Origin of the sequence: Mesorhizobium sp. CA8 (genome assembly GCF_020164955.1) — a bacterium.
Taxonomy (GTDB): Bacteria; Pseudomonadota; Alphaproteobacteria; order Rhizobiales; family Rhizobiaceae; genus Mesorhizobium.
This window is the reverse complement of the sequence record NZ_JAIUHG010000001.1, coordinates 208,336-225,978: the sequence shown is the minus strand read 5'-3', so window position 1 is coordinate 225,978 and position 17,643 is coordinate 208,336. Positions and strand designations below refer to the sequence as shown.

12 protein-coding genes and 1 tRNA gene are annotated in these 17,643 nt (G+C 62.8%); 1 reads left to right on the top strand and 12 read right to left on the bottom strand.

What is annotated here, in order from left to right:
* Positions 1–43: 43 nt before the first annotated feature.
* From rpoC to tuf, 12 genes are all read right to left on the bottom strand, one after another.
* Positions 44–4,240, bottom strand: a complete 4,197-nt coding sequence (gene rpoC / locus LB553_RS01365) for a DNA-directed RNA polymerase subunit beta' (RefSeq protein WP_224509800.1) — start codon at positions 4,238–4,240, stop codon at positions 44–46.
* A 185-nt stretch (positions 4,241–4,425) separates the two neighbouring features.
* Entirely contained in the window at positions 4,426–8,562 is a 4,137-nt protein-coding gene (rpoB, locus tag LB553_RS01360; RefSeq protein ID WP_224509797.1) for a DNA-directed RNA polymerase subunit beta, read from the bottom strand.
* Positions 8,563–8,832: 270 nt separating this feature from the next.
* Positions 8,833–9,213 (bottom strand): 50S ribosomal protein L7/L12, encoded by a 381-nt coding sequence (gene rplL / locus LB553_RS01355; protein ID WP_140755767.1) that lies wholly within the window; start codon positions 9,211–9,213, stop codon positions 8,833–8,835.
* 54 nt (positions 9,214–9,267) lie between these two features.
* The gene (rplJ, locus tag LB553_RS01350; RefSeq protein ID WP_224509794.1) at positions 9,268–9,786 is read right to left on the bottom strand and encodes a 50S ribosomal protein L10; all 519 of its coding nucleotides are present in this window, start codon (positions 9,784–9,786) and stop codon (positions 9,268–9,270) included.
* A 385-nt stretch (positions 9,787–10,171) separates the two neighbouring features.
* Positions 10,172–10,870 carry a 50S ribosomal protein L1 gene (gene rplA, locus LB553_RS01345; protein WP_224509791.1) on the bottom strand — a complete coding sequence of 233 codons (699 nt, stop codon included), beginning with the start codon at positions 10,868–10,870 and terminating at the stop codon, positions 10,172–10,174.
* A 4-nt stretch (positions 10,871–10,874) separates the two neighbouring features.
* The gene (rplK, locus tag LB553_RS01340; RefSeq protein WP_041003120.1) at positions 10,875–11,303 is read right to left on the bottom strand and encodes a 50S ribosomal protein L11; all 429 of its coding nucleotides are present in this window, start codon (positions 11,301–11,303) and stop codon (positions 10,875–10,877) included.
* Positions 11,304–11,514: 211 nt separating this feature from the next.
* A complete protein-coding gene (gene nusG / locus LB553_RS01335; protein ID WP_140545994.1) occupies positions 11,515–12,042 on the bottom strand; it encodes a transcription termination/antitermination protein NusG in 528 nt (175 codons plus the stop codon).
* A 27-nt stretch (positions 12,043–12,069) separates the two neighbouring features.
* On the bottom strand, positions 12,070–12,273 hold the full coding sequence (gene secE, locus LB553_RS01330; RefSeq protein ID WP_095765634.1) for a preprotein translocase subunit SecE: 204 nt from the start codon (positions 12,271–12,273) through the stop codon (positions 12,070–12,072).
* A 349-nt stretch (positions 12,274–12,622) separates the two neighbouring features.
* Positions 12,623–12,698, bottom strand: a tRNA-Trp gene (locus tag LB553_RS01325).
* Between the two features lie 135 nt (positions 12,699–12,833).
* Positions 12,834–13,319, bottom strand: a complete 486-nt coding sequence (locus LB553_RS01320; RefSeq protein ID WP_224509787.1) for a group II truncated hemoglobin — start codon at positions 13,317–13,319, stop codon at positions 12,834–12,836.
* Between the two features lie 201 nt (positions 13,320–13,520).
* Entirely contained in the window at positions 13,521–15,158 is a 1,638-nt protein-coding gene (locus LB553_RS01315) for a hypothetical protein (protein ID WP_412033172.1), read from the bottom strand.
* Positions 15,159–15,331: 173 nt separating this feature from the next.
* The gene (tuf, locus tag LB553_RS01310) at positions 15,332–16,507 is read right to left on the bottom strand and encodes an elongation factor Tu (protein WP_224509783.1); all 1,176 of its coding nucleotides are present in this window, start codon (positions 16,505–16,507) and stop codon (positions 15,332–15,334) included.
* Between the two features lie 226 nt (positions 16,508–16,733).
* Between tuf and LB553_RS01305 the strand changes: the two genes are divergently transcribed.
* The gene (locus LB553_RS01305) at positions 16,734–17,621 is read left to right on the top strand and encodes a DMT family transporter (protein ID WP_224509781.1); all 888 of its coding nucleotides are present in this window, start codon (positions 16,734–16,736) and stop codon (positions 17,619–17,621) included.
* Positions 17,622–17,643 lie beyond the last annotated feature (22 nt).

The window sequence follows — 17,643 nt, the reverse complement described above, 5'->3', positions numbered from 1 at the left end:
GGGCCGCGTGGGCCCCTTCTCTTCGTTTGTCATATCATGCCGCTTACTGCGCGGCGTTGACCATGTCGGTCAGCATCGGCTCGGCGACCTCGACACCGGAGGCCTTGCGGCGCTCGTCGATGATGAGCTCGTCGCGCGAGGTGGCGATGCGCCTTATCTGGCTCATCGTGCCGCCGGTGCCGGCCGGGATCAGGCGGCCGACGATGACGTTTTCCTTCAGGCCCTGCAGCATGTCGGTCTTGCCGGCAACCGCCGCCTCGGTGAGCACCCTGGTCGTCTCCTGGAAGGAGGCGGCCGAGATGAAGGACGGCGTCTGCAGCGAGGCCTTGGTGATGCCGAGCAGCACCGGCTGACCTTCGGCCGGCTTCTTACCGTCCTCGATCAGGCGCTCGTTGACCTCTTCCAGCTCGATCACGTCGACGTGGTCGCCCGGGATGTAGGTCGAGTCGCCCTGCGTGGTGATCTCGACCTTCTGCAGCATCTGGCGAACGATCACCTCGATGTGCTTGTCGTTGATCGACACGCCCTGCAGACGGTAGACCTCCTGGATTTCGTTGACGAGGTAGGAGGCCAGCGCCTCTACGCCCTTGATCGCCAGGATGTCGTGCGGCGCCGGATTGCCGTCGAGGATGTAGTCGCCCTTCTCGATGACGTCGCCGTCCTGGAGATGGAACGGCTTGCCCTTCGGGATCAGATACTCCACCGGCTCGAGCGTCGAGTCATGCGGCTCGATGATGATGCGGCGCTTGTTCTTGTAGTCGCGGCCGAAGCGGATCGTGCCATCGATCTCGGCGATGATGGCGTGATCCTTCGGACGACGAGCCTCGAACAGTTCCGCAACGCGCGGCAGACCACCGGTGATGTCCTTGGTCTTGGCGCTTTCCATCGGGATACGCGCCAGCACGTCGCCAGGCTTCACATGGGCGCCCGGCTCGACCGAGAGGATGGCCTCGACCGAGAGCAGGAAGCGCGCATCGCCGCCCTTCGACAGCTTGCCGACCTTGCCCTTGGCGTCCTGGACGACGATCGCGGGCTTCAGGTCGCTGCCGCGCGGCGTCGAACGCCAGTCGATGACCTCACGCTTGGTGATGCCGGTCGACTCGTCGGCCGTTTCCTGAACGGAGATGCCGTCGACCAGATCCTCGAACGCCACCCTGCCCTCGATTTCGGTGAGGATCGGGCGGGTATAGGGATCCCACTCGGCGATACGCTGGCCGCGCTTCACCTTGTCGCCATCGTCCACGAAGATACGCGAACCATAGGCAACGCGGTGCGTGGCGCGCTCCTTGCCGGTCTCATCGAGGATGAGCACCGCCATGTTGCGGCCCATGACCATCTGCTGGCCTTCCGAATTGCGCACCACGTTGCGGTTGCGGATCTGCACCTTGCCCTCATAGGAGGCTTCAAGGAACGAGGAATCCACCACCTGCGCCGTGCCGCCCATGTGGAAGGTACGCATGGTGAGCTGGGTGCCCGGCTCGCCGATCGACTGCGCCGCGATGACGCCGACGGCCTCGCCCTGGTTGACAGGGGTACCGCGGGCCAGGTCGCGTCCGTAGCAGACCGCGCACACGCCGGTCCTGACCTCGCAGGTCAGCGCCGAGCGGATGCGGACCGACTGCACGCCGGCCTTCTCGATCTGCTCCACGTCGCGCTCGTCCATCAGCGTGCCGGCCTTCACCAGCAGTTCGCCGCTGACCGGATGGTTGATGTCGTCGAGCGCGGTGCGGCCGAGCACGCGCTGGCCAACCGAGGCGACAACCTGACCGGCATCGACGATCGGCTGCATGGTGAGGCCCTTGTCGGTGCCGCAATCCAGCGAATTGACGATGCAGTCCTGCGCCACGTCGACGAGACGGCGGGTGAGGTAACCCGAGTTCGCCGTCTTCAAGGCGGTATCGGCCAGACCCTTGCGGGCGCCGTGGGTCGAGTTGAAGTACTCGAGCACGGTGAGGCCTTCCTTGAAGTTCGAGATGATCGGCGTCTCGATGATTTCACCCGAGGGCTTAGCCATCAGGCCGCGCATGCCGGCGAGCTGACGCATCTGGGTGGGCGAACCGCGCGCGCCCGAATGCGACATCATGTAGATCGAGTTCATCGGCTTCTGACGGCCGTTGTCCTCGAACTCCACCGCCTTGATGCGCGCCATCATCTCGTCGGCGACCTTTTCCGAGCACTTGGCCCAGGCGTCGACGACCTTGTTGTACTTCTCGCCCTGCGTGATCAGGCCGTCATTGTACTGCTGCTCGTATTCCTTGGCCAAAGCCTCGGTGTCGGAAACAAGCTTCAGCTTGGTGTCCGGAATGACCATGTCGTCCTTGCCGAACGAAATGCCGGCACGGCAGGCATGCGCAAAGCCGAGCGCCATGATGCGGTCGCAGAAGATAACCGTCTCCTTCTGACCGCAGTGGCGGTAGACGGTATCGATCATCTTGGAGATGTTCTTCTTGGTCATCTCCTGGTTGGCGATGTCGTACGGAACGTTGACGTTCTTCGGCAGAAGCTCACCGATGATCATGCGGCCAGGCGTGGTGTCGTAGATCTTCGACACGACCTTGCCTTCGGCGTCGACGGAGCGGAAGCGGCCCTTGATCTTGGCGTGCAACGTCACGGCCTTGGTTTCCAGCGCGTGCTGGAGCTCGCCCATGTCGGCAAACACCATGCCTTCGCCCGGCTCGTTCTGGTTGACGATCGACAGATAGTAGAGACCGAGAACCATGTCCTGCGACGGCACGATGATCGGCGCGCCGGAGGCCGGGTGCAGGATGTTGTTGGTCGACATCATCAGGACGCGGGCTTCAAGCTGCGCTTCCAGCGACAGCGGCACGTGGACCGCCATCTGGTCACCGTCGAAGTCGGCGTTGAAGGCGGTGCAGACCAGCGGATGCAGCTGGATCGCCTTGCCTTCGATCAGGGTCGGCTCGAACGCCTGGATGCCGAGGCGGTGCAGCGTCGGCGCACGGTTCAACAGCACCGGATGCTCGCGGATGACCTCGTCGAGGATGTCCCAGACCTCCGGACGCTCCTTCTCGACCAGCTTCTTCGCCTGCTTGACGGTCGAGGAGAAACCCTTGGCGTCGAGACGGGCGTAGATGAAGGGCTTGAAGAGCTCGAGCGCCATCTTCTTCGGCAGACCGCACTGATGCAGTTTCAGCTCCGGACCGGTCACGATGACCGACCGGCCGGAATAGTCGACGCGCTTGCCGAGCAGGTTCTGGCGGAACCGGCCCTGCTTGCCCTTGAGCATGTCGGACAGCGACTTCAGCGGACGTTTGTTGGCGCCGGTGATGACGCGGCCGCGGCGGCCGTTGTCGAACAGCGCGTCGACGGCTTCCTGCAGCATGCGCTTTTCATTGCGCACGATGATGCCGGGCGCGCGCAGCTCGATCAGCCGCTTCAAGCGGTTATTGCGGTTGATGACGCGGCGATAGAGATCGTTGAGATCGGACGTGGCGAAGCGGCCGCCGTCCAGGGGAACCAGCGGACGCAGGTCCGGCGGGATCACCGGAACCACCTTCATGATCATCCATTCCGGACGGTTGCCGGATTCCATGAAGTTCTCAACGACCTTGAGCCGCTTCAAGTACTTCTTTTGCTTGAGCTCGGAGGTGGTCGAAGCCAGCTCCGAACGCAGGTCGCCGGCAATCTTCTCCAGGTCCATGCCGGCAAGCAGGTCATGGATAGCCTCGGCGCCGATCATGGCGGTGAAAGAGTCCTCGCCATACTCGTCGACGGCAAGCATGTACTCTTCCTCGCTGAGGAGCTGGTTCTCCTTCAGCGCGGTGAGGCCGGGCTCGGTGACGATGTAGTTTTCGAAGTAGAGCACGCGCTCGATATCCTTGAGCGTCATGTCGAGCAGCGTGCCGATGCGCGAGGGCAGCGACTTCAGGAACCAGATATGGGCGACGGGCGCGGCGAGCTCGATGTGGCCCATGCGCTCGCGGCGAACACGCGACAGCGTGACTTCGACGCCGCACTTTTCGCAGATGACGCCCTTGTACTTCATGCGCTTGTACTTGCCGCACAGGCACTCATAGTCCTTGATCGGGCCAAAAATGCGCGCGCAGAACAGGCCGTCACGCTCCGGCTTGAAGGTGCGGTAGTTGATGGTCTCCGGCTTCTTGATCTCGCCGAACGACCAGGACAGAATCTTCTCTGGGCTGGCAAGCGAGATCCTGATGGAATCGAACACCTGCGCAGGCGCCTGCGGGTTGAAGAGATTCATGACCTCTTGGTTCATGCCGTTCTCCTTTTCGGGGTCCTCGATAACCCCTTGCATCGATCGCGGACGACTTGTCCGCAGAATGGCCGGTCGAACCGGCCGAAGATTTCTTGGTTGAGCATGATCCTGGCCGAAAACCGGTGGCCACTTTTCGGGATCATGCTCGGGGCACGCCGCGTCTTTGAGCGCGGCGCGCCACAGGCTTACTCGGCCGCGTCGGGCAGACGCGTCGGGGTCTCTTCGACCTGGGTGTTCTCCAGCTCCACGTTGAGGCCGAGCGAACGCATTTCCTTGACGAGAACGTTGAAGCTCTCCGGAATGCCCGCCTCGAACGTGTCGTCGCCGCGCACGATCGCCTCGTAGACCTTGGTGCGGCCGGCGACGTCGTCCGACTTCACCGTCAGCATTTCCTGCAGCGTGTAGGCTGCGCCGTAGGCTTCGAGCGCCCAGACCTCCATTTCGCCGAAGCGCTGGCCACCGAACTGCGCCTTGCCGCCCAGCGGCTGCTGGGTGACGAGCGAGTACGGACCGATCGAACGCGCGTGGATCTTGTCGTCGACCAGGTGATGCAGCTTGAGCATATAGATATAGCCCATCGTCACCTTGCGATCGAACGGCTCGCCGGTGCGGCCGTCATAGAGCTGCGACTGACCGCTGGTGTGCAGGCCAGCCTGCTCCAGCATGGTGTTGATGTCGGCCTCATGCGCGCCGTCGAACACCGGGGTCGCGATGGAGACGCCGCGGCGCATCTGCTCGCTCAGGCGAACGATGCTCTCGTCGTCATACTCGCGGATCGGCTCGTTGCGGTCGTTGGCCGGCATGAAGCTTTCCAGCGTCTTGCGCAGCGGCTTGATGTCGCCGCCACCCTTATACGCGTCGATCAGCTCGCCGATCTTCCTGCCCATGCCGGCGCAAGCCCAGCCCAGATGCGTTTCCAGGATCTGGCCAACATTCATGCGGCTCGGCACACCCAGCGGGTTGAGCACGATGTCGGCATGCGTGCCGTCCTCGAGGAAAGGCATGTCCTCGACCGGAACGATGCGCGACACGACACCCTTGTTGCCGTGACGGCCGGCCATCTTGTCGCCCGGCTGCATCTTGCGCTTCACCGCCACGAAGACCTTGACCATCTTCATGACGCCCGGAGGCATTTCGTCGCCGCGCTGCACCTTCTCGACCTTGTCCATGAAGCGCTGCTCGAGCGCCTTCTTGGACTCGTCGTATTGGCCGCGCAGAGCCTCGAGCTCGCCCTGGAGCTTCTCGTTCTCCACGGCGAACTGCCACCACTGCGAACGCGGATACTCGTCGAGCGTGTCCTTCGACAGCTTCGAGCCCTTCTTGAAGCCCTTCGGTCCTGCGATCGCTTCCTTGCCGACCAGCACGTCGGAGAGACGCGCATAGACGTTGCGATCCAGGATCGCCTGTTCGTCGTCGCGGTCCTTGGCCAGACGCTCGATCTCCTCGCGCTCGATCGCCATCGCGCGCTCGTCCTTCTCCACGCCGTGGCGGTTGAAGACGCGCACTTCGACGACCGTGCCGAAGGTGCCCGGGGGCATGCGCATGGACGTGTCGCGAACGTCCGAGGCCTTTTCGCCGAAGATGGCGCGCAGAAGCTTTTCTTCCGGCGTCATCGGGCTTTCGCCCTTCGGCGTGATCTTGCCGACCAGGATGTCACCCGGCTGCACTTCCGCGCCGATATAGACGATGCCGGCTTCGTCGAGGTTCTTCAGCGCCTCTTCCGAAACGTTCGGAATGTCGCGCGTGATTTCCTCCGGCCCGAGCTTGGTGTCGCGCGCCATGACCTCGAACTCCTCGATGTGGATCGAGGTGAAGACGTCGTCGGCCACGATGCGCTCGGAGAGCAGGATCGAGTCCTCGTAGTTGTAGCCGTTCCACGGCATGAACGCGACCAGCACATTGCGGCCGAGCGCCAGATCGCCGAGCTCGGTCGACGGGCCATCGGCAATGATGTCGCCCTTGTTGACGCGGTCGCCCATGCGCACCAGCGGACGCTGGTTGATGCAGGTGTTCTGGTTCGAACGCTGGAACTTCATCAGCCGGTAGATGTCGACGCCGGATTTGCCGGGATCGAGATCTTCCGTGGCGCGGATGACGATACGGGTGGCGTCCACCTGGTCGACCACGCCGCCGCGGCGGGCGCCGATGGCCGCGCCCGAGTCACGGGCGACGACCGGCTCCATGCCGGTGCCGACGAACGGCGCTTCGGCGCGCACCAGCGGCACGGCCTGACGCTGCATGTTCGAGCCCATCAGCGCGCGGTTGGCGTCGTCGTTCTCGAGGAACGGAATGAGCGCCGCCGCGACGGACACCATCTGCTTCGGCGAGACGTCCATAAGGTCGACGTTCTCGCGCGGCGCCATCATCACTTCGCCGGCGTTACGGCAAATGACGAACTCGTCGACGAAGCTGCCATTCTTGTCGAGCTCGGCGTTGGCCTGCGCGACATAGTGCTTGGCCTCTTCCATCGCCGACAGGTAGACGACCTCATTGGTCAGCTTGCCGTTCACGATCTTGCGGTACGGACTTTCGATGAAGCCGTATTTGTTGACGCGGGCGAAGGTGGCCAGCGAGTTGATCAGACCGATATTCGGGCCTTCCGGCGTCTCGATCGGGCAGATACGGCCGTAATGCGTCGGGTGCACGTCGCGCACCTCGAAACCGGCGCGCTCGCGGGTCAGACCGCCCGGTCCAAGCGCCGACAGGCGACGCTTGTGGGTGATCTCCGACAGCGGGTTGGTCTGGTCCATGAACTGCGACAGCTGCGAGGAACCGAAGAACTCGCGCACGGCCGCCGCGGCCGGCTTGGCGTTGATCAGGTCCTGCGGCATGACCGTGTCGATCTCGATCGAGGACATGCGTTCCTTGATCGCGCGCTCCATGCGCAGCAGGCCGACGCGGTACTGGTTCTCCATGAGCTCGCCGACCGAACGCACGCGGCGGTTGCCGAGATTGTCGATGTCGTCGATCTCGCCCTTGCCGTCACGCAGCTCGACCAGCGTCTTGACCACGGCCAGGATGTCTTCCTTGCGCAGCACGCGCACGGTGTCCTCGGCCTTGAGCTCGAGGCGCATGTTCATCTTGACGCGGCCGACGGCCGACAGGTCGTAGCGCTCGCTGTCGAAGAACAGCGAGTTGAACATGGCTTCGGCGGTCTCGAGCGTCGGCGGCTCGCCCGGGCGCATGACGCGGTAGATATCGAACAGCGCGTCCTGGCGGCTCTCGTTCTTGTCGACGTTGAGCGTGTTGCGGATGTAGGCGCCGACATTGACGTGGTCGATGTCCAGGATCTGGATCTCGTCCTCGCCGGTGCCGAGCAGCACCTTCAGCGTCTTGTCGTCGATCTCGTCGCCGGCTTCGAGGAAGATCTCGCCGGTGGCGTAGTTGACGATGTCCTCGGCAAGGTAGTTGCCGAGCAGGTCCTCGTCGGTTGCCTTGATGGCCTTGAGACCCTTTTCGCCCAGCTGGCGGGCCTGGCGGGCGGTGATCTTCTTGCCGGCCTCGACAACGACTTCACCCGTGTCAGCGTCGACCAGGTCGCCGACGGCCTTGAGGCCGCGGAAACGCTCGACATTGAACGGAATGCGCCAGTGGTCGCCGGCGCGCTTGTAGGTGATCTTGTTGTAGAAGGTCGACAGGATCTCTTCGCCGTCCATGCCGAGCGCCATCAAGAGCGACGTCACCGGAATCTTGCGGCGGCGGTCGATGCGGGCGTGCACGACGTCCTTGGAATCGAACTCGATGTCGAGCCACGAGCCGCGATAGGGGATGACCCGCGCGGCAAACAGCAGCTTGCCCGACGAGTGCGACTTGCCCTTGTCATGGTCGAAGAAGACGCCCGGCGAACGGTGCATCTGCGAGACGATGACGCGCTCGGTGCCGTTGACGATGAAGGTGCCGTTCGACGTCATGAGCGGCATGTCGCCCATATAGACGTCCTGCTCCTTGATGTCCTTGATCGACTTCGCGCCGGTATCCTCGTCGATATCGAACACGATGAGGCGCAGCGTCACCTTGAGCGGCGCAGCATAGGTCAGGTCGCGCTGACGGCATTCGTCAACGTCGAATTTCGGTGCCTCGAACTCATACTTCACGAACTCCAGCATGGAGGAGCCGGAAAAGTCGGAGATCGGGAAGACCGACTTGAAAACGGCCTGCAGTCCTTCGTCCGGACGGCCGCCCCTGGGCTCGTCCACCATCAGGAACTGGTCATAGGATGCCTTCTGAACCTCGATGAGGTTCGGCATCTCCGCAACTTCCGGGATCTTTCCGAAGAACTTGCGTACGCGTCTGCGGCCATTGAAAGTCTGGGTCTGGGCCATCGTCGCTCCTTAGCTCTAAACTCGGGACGAACCTCGCCGCGGCTCGCCTTGCACCAACGGGCGGCCTCGGCGGCTGCCCCTATCTGTTTTTCCGGCCGCCCTTGCCACTCATTTGGCGGGGTACCGGCTAAAACGGGAGAAAACCCGTTTCCGGAAGGCCGCTTTTCGGCCCTCAGGAAAGAGGTTTTCAAACGCCTCGCGCAACAAAGCCTCCCTCTCGTCAAGGGAGGGGGCGGACGGCGCGAGACCGTCCGCCCTCGCCTAACAGGCTTACTTCAGCTCGACCTTGGCGCCAGCTGCTTCCAGCTGAGCCTTGAACTTGTCGGCGTCGGCCTTGGAAACGCCTTCCTTGACCGGCTTCGGAGCCGCTTCGACCAGGTCCTTGGCTTCCTTGAGGCCAAGGCCGGTGATGGCGCGGACTTCCTTGATGACGTTGATCTTCTGGGCGCCGGCGTCGGCGAGAACGACGTCGAATTCCGTCTTCTCTTCAACCGGCGCAGCGGCAGCGGCAGCACCACCGCCAGCGGCGGCAACAGCCACCGGAGCGGCGGCCGAAACGCCCCACTTCTCTTCCAGGAGCTTCGACAGCTCAGCCGCCTCGAGGACGGTCAGCTTCGAAAGGTCGTCTACGATCTTCGCGAGATCAGCCATTTTGATATTCCTTTAGTTGGTTCGAACGTGTGTTGTTGACAGCGAGGAACGGCCTCATGCCGCCTCGTCCTTCCGGGCGTAAGCGCCGATGACACGCGCGACCGAAGCCGCGGGCGCATTGACGATCTGGGCGATCCGGGTTGCCGGCGTGGCGATCATGCCAACCAGCCTGGCGCGCAGCTCATCGAGCGACGGCATCGTGGCGAGTGCCTTGACACCATCGGCGTTGAGCGAGGTCGGGCCCATCGCGCCGCCGAGAATGATTAGCTTGTCATTCCCTTTGGCGAAATCGGACGTGACCTTCGGCGCCGCAACCGGATCCTCCGAATAGGCGACCAGCGTCTGTCCCTTGAACAGATCGATGATCGATGCGGAGTCCGTGCCCTGAAGAGCGATCTTGGCGAGACGGTTCTTCGCGACTTTGACGGTTCCACCGGCGGCGCGCATCTTCGACCGAAGGTCGTTCATTTGCGCCACGGTGATACCGGCGTAGTGGGCCACGACGACTGAACCCGCGTTCGAGAACGCTTCGTTCAGGCCCGTGACGAGTTCGCGCTTTTCCGCTCTGTCCACTGCCTATCTCCAGTTGACCCCTGCCTCATTCTCGAGGTCAGAAGTCGGGTTGCCTTTTGCCGGCCGGGCCATCCAAAATCCTGGATCTCCCGAACGGCGCTCGAGGATCCTGCCCCCTTTTCGCCACACCGACGGCAAGCCGGCGATGTGCTGACAAAAGGCAAACACGGTTCGAACCTTTCATTGGAGCACTGGCTCCTTTGTCGGGTCTTCACCCGTCTCATGCAGGCCCACATGAATTAAGGCCCCCTTTTTGAACAAGGCTGGCCGCCTGCAATCTCGGACAGGATATCCGGAAACCTCTCGGCTCCCGGGTACCGGGCCGCCGACGGATCGGCGGTCCGGAATTCTTCAATGACCGGCCTTAAACCCGGTCAGACGACACTTACGACGCGGCGAGCGTCGCGATGTCGAGCTTGAGGCCAGGGCCCATCGTCGAGGTGACCGACACCTTCTTGACGTAGTTGCCCTTGGCGCCCGCGGGCTTCGCCTTGTTCACCGCATCGGCGAAGGCGCGGACATTCTCTTCCAACGCCTTGACGTCGAACGAGACCTTGCCGACGCCGGCCTGGACGATACCGGCCTTCTCGACGCGGAACTCGACGGCGCCGCCCTTCGAAGCCTTGACGGCTGCGGCCACATCGGTGGTCACGGTGCCGACCTTCGGGTTCGGCATCATGCCGCGCGGGCCGAGCACCTTACCCAGACGACCGACCAGCGGCATCATGTCCGGGGTCGCGATGCAGCGATCGAAATCGATCGTGCCCTTCTGGACGATGTCGACCAGGTCCTCGGCGCCAACGATATCGGCGCCGGCGGCCTTGGCTTCCTCGGCCTTGTCGCCACGGGCGAACACCGCGACACGCACCGAGCGGCCGGTGCCGTTCGGCAGATTGACCACGCCGCGGACCATCTGGTCGGCATGACGCGGATCGACGCCGAGATTCATCGAGATCTCGACGGTCTCGTCGAACTTCACCGTGGACCGGTCCTTGAGCAGCTGCAGCGCCTCGTTGAGGGCGTAAGCCTTGTTCGGATCGATGCCTTCGCGGCTCTTGGCAACACGCTTTGCAATCTTTGCCATGATCTTAGCCCACCACTTCCAGGCCCATCGAGCGGGCGGAGCCCTCGACCATGCGCATGGCCGCTTCGACGTCGTTTGCGTTCAAGTCCTTCATCTTCTGCTCAGCGATCGCGCGCACCTTGTCGCGGCTGATCGTGCCGACCTTTGACTTACCCGGCTCCTTGGAGCCCGACTTCAGGTTGGCGGCCTTCTTGAGGAAGTAGCTCACCGGCGGCGTCTTCATGACGAAGGTGAACGACTTGTCCTGGTAATAGGTGATGACGACCGGGATCGGCGACCCCTTCTCCATCTCCTGGGTCTGCGCGTTGAACGCCTTGCAGAACTCCATGATGTTGATACCGCGCTGACCAAGCGCCGGGCCGATCGGGGGCGACGGCGTGGCCGAGCCCGCGGCAACCTGGAGCTTGAGCTGGCCTGCAACTTTCTTAGCCATCTCTATTCCTGCCTTTTCTCATGCCGGCCCCTTTATCCGGGGAACGCCGGCGGTTGCAGTCTGGTGGTGCGGTTCCGACGGCCGGCTATGCCGCCTTCGCCTCCCACCCGTTCATGCGGCGCTTTAAGCAACCGCCCCTGGCACCTATCGGAGCAGGGAACCCGACGCCCTGCGGCGCGGGTATGCCACGCCTTTCGGCGCGGCTTACGGATCAGCCCTTTTCGACCTGTCCGAATTCCAGATCGACGGGCACGGCGCGCCCGAAGATCGAAACTTCCACCTTGAGGCGGGCCCGCTCCTCGTCCACTTCCTGGACGACGCCGTTAAACGACGCGAACGGACCGTCCGAAACGCGGATCGCCTCGCCGATCTCGAAGGTGACCGAAGGCTTCGGCCTCTCGACGCCTTCCTGGACCTGGTTCAGGATGCGCTGCGCCTCGGTCTCGGTGATCGGCACGGGCTTGGAGTCGCCCAGGAAGCCGGTGACCTTCGGCGTGTTCTTGACCAGCGAGAACACGGCATCGGTCAGATTGGCCTTCAAGAGCACATAGCCCGGGAAGAACTTGCGCTCGGCATCGACCTTGCGGCCGCGACGGATCTCGACGACCTTCTCGGTCGGGACCACGATCTGTTCGATGTCCCCCGACAGGCCCTTCTGCTTGGCCTTGTTCTCGATGTCCTCGGCGACCTTCTTTTCGAAGTTCGAATAGGCGTGGACGATATACCACCGCGCAGTCATTTCACGACCTCTCCGTAAACCGCCGAATTAATGCCCGAGACCCAGGATCCACTCGATCGCATAGCCCATCAGAATATCGGCAGCGAAGAAGAACAGCATCGCGATCACCGCGAATATCAGGACCATCACGGTCGAGATCATGGTTTCGCGCCGCGAAGGCCATGTCACCTTGGCCGTCTCCGCGCGAACCTGCTGGAGAAAGGTGAAGGGATTAGTGGTTTTCGAAGCCATGCGCCGCCTGTTTTCGAGACCCGTTGGCCGGGCCTCCTGGATGATCCCGCTGACCGGGACGTGCCGCCTGGGCTCTATGCGGCGCGAATCAGCGCCGCTATTTCACCCACGCAAATCAGACGCGTAAAGCCGGCTTCCCAGCTCCACGCGTCGCGTGTCTGTCTTGTCTACATAAAACCGATTCTTAATCCACGCAAGTGGCAAGGGTCCGCTTTATGTCTCAACGCCGCCTCGGAACCATCCAGTCGTCCCGTCCCGGCTATACGGGGCTTATGCCCGAATTTGCGTCATGTGGCAAGCCACCCGCCGATTTTCAACCGCGGAGGCCTCGTTTTGGCATTTGGAAAGATGGCACGGGCAGCAGGGCTCGAACCTACGACCTGCGGTTTTGGAGACCGCCGCTCTACCAACTGAGCTATGCCCGTGCATGCGCTTGTTCGGCGCAGGCGCTTCCTAAAAGCTTCCGTGCGCTCTGTAAAGAGCACTCCGATGCCGTTTTGGAAGCTTTGCCAGAAATCTGAATCGCGCAGCTGCCTGCAATCGATCGCGGGCGCCCGCGCCTACGACTTCCCGGCTGGCGGCTTGTAAGGTCCGCCCGGCACTCCCCAGCCCCAGGCCGGCATCGGCTCGGTCTCGGGATCGCAGGTCTCGCCCAGATTCGAATTCATCTTCGCCAGCCGCGATCCCCATTCGATATAGCCCATGAAGGCGGAGCGGAACTCGGGGTCGTCGGGCAGGCCGACCTCATCCGCCGCGTCGGCAAGGAGACTGATCCAGCGGCGGCGCTGCTCCTCGGTCAGATGCTTGCCGAGATGATGCATCACCATTTCGCGATGGCCGCCATGCGTCTCGCTATAGGTCTTCGGCCCGCCGAAGACTTCGCCGATGAAGGCAGCGACATGCGCCGGGTGATCCGGCGACATGTGCTCGAACACCGGACCGACGATCGGATCCGCCGCCACCTTGTCGTAAAAGGTCCGTGTCAGCCGGTTCAGCGCCTCGCTGCCGCCGGCCCATTCGTACAAAGTCGGGATGTCCTCGCTCATCGCCGCTCCTCCCCGTGCATACAGCAAGATAGCGTCAGCGCCCTGCCCCGCTCAACCTGCCTCGATGGCCAGTGCGCAGCTAGAGCATGATCCCGAACTGAAGGTCAGCGAATGCAAAAAGTGGGAACCCGTTTTTGGAGAAGATCATGCTCCAACAAAGAGTTAGATCAGGATGGCGATTCAACGAAACGCCATCCTGATCTAGAGTTTCGCCGGCGCCTTCGCCTCGGCATCGGCGGCCGGAAGAACGCGGCAATTGTCCGGCCTGGGCGCGGATCTGCAAATGGTGGCGCCGGTCAGCGCGTCCACCGATTGTGGCCCGGTCGTCAGTCCGAATGTCTTCAGTTCGTCCCGGCTGAGTTCCCTGTGCTTGGCATATTCGGCAGACTGCATGGCAACGAAAAAGCCTGAGCCGATCGCCATCTCGTCAAGATACGCCTTGACTTTGTCTTCGATGCCCATGGAATGCACCAGGAAATTCGCATTGGCGCCGACCAAACGCCGGACGCCGCCGGCGATCATCACCGCGCAAGCCGCATCGCATTCGGCGCCTGCATCGATGGTGAGGCCGGTATGGAACCCGTCAGGTGCGACGCACCCCACTTCGCCCGGATCGCAATCGAGAAAATCCGTTCGCGCGATCGCGACGTCCATCCTGCGCTCGCGGATCAGCCGGCCTGCGGCAAGCGCAGCCTGCACGTCTCCACCCGGCGAGTCGACGATGATGGGCAACGGGCGCTCCCGGATCGTATCGAGCAGCTGGCGCAACTTGTCGGCGGTACCTGCCGCGATCCTGCCTTCCGCCGAAATCCATTCCGGACAGTCGGGATTGCAAAGCGGATTGCTGCCCCGAACAAGGACGAAGCGCATTTCGTTGGCCTGCGGCGCGGGTGCGGGAACAGGGGCAATGGGTGAAGGCCCGGTTTCGACGGCTGCGACCGCGGCCGGCGCGCCGTTGGTGGGAATCTCGCGACAATTCGCCGGCGCCGGTTGGCGCTGGCAGATGGCTTTCTCGGTCAGCAGATCGAGCGAATCCAGGCTGGTGACGAGCTTCATCTCCAGCATGTCCTCGGGCTCGATCTGCCTGATGTCGCTGGCAGGCGTCGCCTTCATCACGCTGAGCACACCCTGCTCGACACCCATCTCCTTCAGATAGGCCGACAGCCGCTTCTCGACTGCCTTGCTCATCTCATAGGTCTTGTAGCTGCCGGCGCTCTTGCGACTGACGACCCTGGTGCTGACGATCTTCTTCTTGCCGCTCACGATCCGATAGGTCGTTCGGTAGAGCAGCTTCTCGCGCTGGTAGGTGGTGGTGATCTGATGGACGCCGAGATAGGCCCATTCGCCGACCACGCGGCGGATGCCGCCGGCAAACATCAGCGGACAGGCCGAATTGCACATCGCGCCGCTGTCATAAGCGACGCCGAAATAGGGCTGGTCCTTACCGTCATTGTCCCGGCAATTCTTCGTCCCCGGCGAGCAGCCGGAAAACTCCGTGATGCCGACCGCGATATCGAGCTTGTTCTTGCGGACCATGCGGCCAAGCTGCAGCGCGGCATCGACATTGCCGCCGGGAGAATTGACGACGATCGGCAATTGCCGCCCGCCAAGCGTCTTCAGCAGGCGTTTCAGCAGCGCCGGCGTGCCGGCCTCGATCGTGCCTTCGGCAGAAATCCATTCCGGGCAGTTCGGCTCGCAGCCCGGCGCGCTGCTGCGCACGACGACGAAACGCATCGGCGGACCGTAGTCCGGAGGCGTCTCCTTCGCGGCGGCGTTGAGGGTGGCCAGCCCTGCGGCAGCGGCCAATCCCAGCCGAAGCAGCTCGCGCCAACACCGCATGGTCTTTGAACGGAATGTTGAAACCACGTCTGGCAAGCCCCTCGGTACACCCATATTAGTTACGGTGACGGTGCTTGCAATAGAATTGAGCAGGTCAGGCCAATACTGCTGCCAAAGAAAAAGGGCGGCCCGAGGACCGCCCTTTCCTGCCGAACCGGCAAGTGCCGGATCGATTATTCCTTGATGGTGACGACGATGCCGGCACCGACGGTGCGGCCGCCTTCACGGATGGCGAAGCGCAGCTTCTCTTCCATCGCGATCGGCACGATCAGCTCGACGTCGACGGTGATGTTGTCGCCGGGCATCACCATCTCGGTGCCGGCCGGCAGCGTCACGATGCCCGTCACGTCCGTCGTGCGGAAGTAGAACTGCGGACGGTAGTTGGTGAAGAACGGCGTGTGACGGCCGCCCTCGTCCTTGGTCAGGATGTAGGCTTCGGCCACGAACTTCTTGTGCGGCTTGACCGAACCGGGCTTGGCCAGAACCTGGCCGCGCTCCACACCCTCGCGGTCGATACCGCGCAAGAGCGCGCCAATGTTGTCGCCGGCCTGACCCTGGTCGAGCAGCTTGCGGAACATTTCCACGCCCGTGCAGGTCGTCTTGACGGTCGGACGGATGCCGACGATCTCCAGCTCCTCGCCGACCTTGACCACACCGCGCTCGACGCGGCCGGTCACAACCGTGCCGCGGCCCGAGATCGAGAACACGTCCTCGATCGGCATCAGGAACGGCTTGTCCAGCGGACGAACCGGCGTCGGGATGTAGGCATCGACCTGAGCCATCAGCTCGCGGATGGCGTCCTCGCCGATGGTCTTGTTGGAGTCTTCAAGAGCAGCCAGAGCCGAGCCCTTGACGATCGGAATGTCGTCGCCGGGGAACTCGTTCTTCGACAGAAGCTCGCGAACCTCGAGCTCGACCAGCTCAAGCAGCTCGGCGTCGTCGACCTGGTCGACCTTGTTCAGGAACACCACGATCGAGGGCACGCCGACCTGGCGGGCCAAGAGGATGTGCTCGCGGGTCTGCGGCATCGGGCCATCGGCGGCCGAAACCACCAGGATCGCGCCGTCCATCTGCGCGGCACCCGTGATCATGTTCTTCACATAGTCGGCGTGGCCGGGGCAGTCGACATGGGCATAGTGACGGTTGGCCGTCTCATACTCGACATGCGCCGTCGAGATCGTGATGCCGCGCGCCTTCTCTTCCGGCGCTGCGTCGATCTGGTCATAGCGCTTGTATTCGCCAAAATACTTCGTGATCGCCGCCGTCAGCGACGTCTTGCCATGATCGACGTGGCCGATCGTGCCAATGTTCACATGCGGCTTGGTGCGCTCGAATTTACCTTTTGCCATAGTCTCTTTCCTTGGACGGCCTTGACCTTCAGTTCAGTCGAATGCGGGGCGATTAGCGACAACGGCCGAAAAACACAAGTACCTTGTGGCTGAGCGGATTGCCGCTCGACCCGAACCAATGGTCGATTTCACGAGATATGGCGCGGATATAGGGCTGCGGTGCATAAAATCAAAGGCTCCCGCCTGGCCCATTGCCGCCGCGACGCCGCTCTGATCTTGTCGGCGGATGCAGTTCATTCCATCCAATCTCCGCGGTCCGCTGTTCATGATCATCTCGACGGGATCCTATCTCGTCAACGACACGATGATGAAGCTCGCGACCACCGGACTGCCGCCTTATGAAGTGCTCCTGCTGCGGGGTGCTGCCGCGACTCTGTGGGGCGTGCCGCTGCTTCTGATGCTGGGCTATGCCAGGCAGATCGCCCTGCTCTTCGAGCGCAAGGTGCTGCGCCGCAACCTGTTCGAGCTCCTGGCGATCCTGTGTTACGTCGTGGCTTTAGCCAACATGCAGATCGCGGATTCCACCGCGCTCGGGCAAGTCACACCGCTCATCGTGCTGGTCGGTTCCTCGATGCTGTTCGGCGAAAACATCGGCGCCATGCGCATGGCGCTGATCGGTCTCGGCTTTGTCGGGGCGCTCATGGTGGCGCAGCCGACCATGCAGGGCATTTCGGCCTATGCGCTGCTGGCGCTCGGCAACGCCGCCTTCGCGGCGGTGCGCGACCTTGCCGGGCGCAAGGTGGGTGCCGAGGTGCCGGGCATGATCGTCGCCATCTCCGCAGTCCTGGTGGTGCTGGTCGGCTCAGGCGCGGCGCATCTCGTCTCCGAGCAATGGGTGATGCCCGAAGGACATCATTTGCTCCTGATCGCCGGCGCCGGCCTATTCCTGATCTTCGGCCATTTCTTCATCTTCATGGCCTACCGGGTTGGGCCGACGAGTGCGGTCGCGCCCTTTTATTACTGCTTCACCGTCTGGGCAGTTATTTCGGGCTTGCTGGTGTTCCGACAGTTTCCCAACGCGCTCGCCGTCTGCGGCATCCTGCTGGTCATGGCCAGCGGCCTCATCATCGTCTCACTCGACGAAAGAAAACGCCGGCTGGCCATGGTCGCCTGACGGCGCGCTTCCAGCCTGGGTC

Bases quoted from the DNA above. Each gene is read 5' to 3' on its own strand.
- rpoC (WP_224509800.1), bottom strand. From the start codon at position 4,240: ATGAACCAAGAGGTCATGAATCTCTTCAACCCGCAGGCGCCTGCGCAG.
- rpoB (WP_224509797.1), bottom strand. From the start codon at position 8,562: ATGGCCCAGACCCAGACTTTCAATGGCCGCAGACGCGTACGCAAGTTC.
- rplL (WP_140755767.1), bottom strand. From the start codon at position 9,213: ATGGCTGATCTCGCGAAGATCGTAGACGACCTTTCGAAGCTGACCGTC.
- rplA (WP_224509791.1), bottom strand. From the start codon at position 10,870: ATGGCAAAGATTGCAAAGCGTGTTGCCAAGAGCCGCGAAGGCATCGAT.
- rplK (WP_041003120.1), bottom strand. From the start codon at position 11,303: ATGGCTAAGAAAGTTGCAGGCCAGCTCAAGCTCCAGGTTGCCGCGGGC.
- nusG (WP_140545994.1), bottom strand. From the start codon at position 12,042: ATGACTGCGCGGTGGTATATCGTCCACGCCTATTCGAACTTCGAAAAG.
- secE (WP_095765634.1), bottom strand. From the start codon at position 12,273: ATGGCTTCGAAAACCACTAATCCCTTCACCTTTCTCCAGCAGGTTCGC.
- LB553_RS01320 (WP_224509787.1), bottom strand. From the start codon at position 13,319: ATGAGCGAGGACATCCCGACTTTGTACGAATGGGCCGGCGGCAGCGAG.
- LB553_RS01315 (WP_412033172.1), bottom strand. From the start codon at position 15,158: ATGCGGTGTTGGCGCGAGCTGCTTCGGCTGGGATTGGCCGCTGCCGCA.
- tuf (WP_224509783.1), bottom strand. From the start codon at position 16,507: ATGGCAAAAGGTAAATTCGAGCGCACCAAGCCGCATGTGAACATTGGC.
- LB553_RS01305 (WP_224509781.1), top strand. From the start codon at position 16,734: ATGCAGTTCATTCCATCCAATCTCCGCGGTCCGCTGTTCATGATCATC.